Below are 1824 nucleotides of genomic sequence, written 5' to 3' on the forward strand. Positions count from 1 at the left end.
AACACAGTAGTTAAGCTCATAAACGCCGAAAGTACTTGGCTGGAGACGGCCTGGGAGGATAGGAAGCCGCTGATTAAGGAAAAGAAAAAGGTCTACCTAAAGGTAGGCCTTTTTCTTTTTGCTAGTCTTCGACTAGCTAACCCTGCTAGAGACGCCTCCAGGCAAGGTTGTACAAGTAATATCTATGTGTATTCATCAATACGGATGGCGTGGGAAGGGTAGGGTGTGAGGCCACAGAGGAGTAACACGACGCATGGGGCCCACACATCACCTTCTTCCGAACGTAAGATTTACCAAGCTACTTAGTAGCGCAGGGAAATCCACAGTGAGGAAGCAAGTAGGGCCACCGTACAGTAATTAGACCTAAGCGACGCATACGTCCATTGCATCAGGTTCGACGAAGCCTTTAAGGTATATATTTTAATTTAGATCATAGTGTTAACTACTGCCATGGGCGAGTGTGATAGGAAGCCGCGACTAGTGGTAGGAACCAACTCTATTCATACGGTAACGCGGCACAACGTGCCAATGTTACCGAACCGTACATTAGTTGAGTAGCTCCAAATACATGTAAATACATATAAACCTCATCCCAATTTATGTAACATATACATTATTCATTCATATCTATCTTTAAATATTTATCCCTAAATAACCACTATATTATTCAATGGAGATTTACCTCTTAATGATCAAATATCCACCATATAGCCCTAATTTTACTCTTTTTACTGCTATATCTATACATAGTACTTTATGTTTAACTGCTTTAATAGATCATTATACAAGTTATTCTTTAATCAACTTTACTAATTAATCATCTTTATGTAATTAATATTACTTTAATTTTAAATTTTAATAATCACTATCTACTACATATTCTATTCATGCATAGGTTTATCTGAAATTCACATATAAAGCTATAAATATAGATAAATACTGGGTTTATACTTACATTAGTATTGCCTAAATATGCACCAAAATTTACTCATTTCATTTATATCTCATATAACTTTCACTATGTTTTCACATATAATCTTTATACTAGCAATAGTTGATTGAGATCAACTAAGGAAATGGAGGTCTACTGCAAATAACTTTTACCTGTCCCTTTTACAAATAATACAAACAACACAACACAAAACAATACAACACATAAAACAACACTTAAATACACAACAATACTCTCCCTGTGTATAAACAAAACAATACATATACAAAACTCTCTAATTATATATACCATCTCCCGTATATATAAAGGTAAAAGTTAGGTAGACATAAGAGCCCTTGAGAAAGGGCTCTTTTTCCTTTTAAATTCACTATTATTTCATTATTTTAAAGGGCTTTGTTTCTTGACAGGGAACCTAATTTTTGTTAAACTAATCAAGTATCAAGCACAGCTTGATGAACATAGGGGTATAGCTCAATTGGTAGAGTAGCGGTCTCCAAAACCGTTGGTTGTGGGTTCAAGTCCTACTGCCCCTGCCAAATTTGGATTGCGGTCTTCGGACCGCATGTCCATAAAATTACTCAAAAAATATTAAAAAAATGCTTGCATAGATGTAAGCGTTATGTTAATATAAGTGAGTACCAAGTACATGACTCAGTAGCTCAGCTGGATAGAGCGTTTGACTACGAATCAAAAGGCCAGGGGTTCGAATCCCTTCTGGGTCACCAAATGAAAGCATCACAGTAATGTGGTGCTTTTTTATTTTTACAAAACCATTTCGGGTTATAGGACAAAAAGTGTGGGTTATAGGACAAAACGTGTTGGTTTTATAGGCGATGGAGCCAGTAAATTACTGGCTCCATCGCTATTTTAAG

General features: G+C 36.1%; 2 tRNA genes. Both read left to right on the forward strand.

Going from position 1 to position 1824, the window contains the following annotated elements:
• Nucleotides 1-1412: 1412 nt before the first annotated feature.
• Nucleotides 1413-1488, forward strand: a tRNA-Trp gene (locus tag LKD20_RS09525).
• Between the two features lie 112 nt (nt 1489-1600).
• A tRNA-Arg gene (locus LKD20_RS09530) sits at nt 1601-1677 on the forward strand.
• Nucleotides 1678-1824 lie beyond the last annotated feature (147 nt).

This window comes from Veillonella fallax (assembly GCF_020687175.1).
Classification (GTDB): Bacteria; Bacillota; Negativicutes; order Veillonellales; family Veillonellaceae; genus Veillonella; species Veillonella fallax.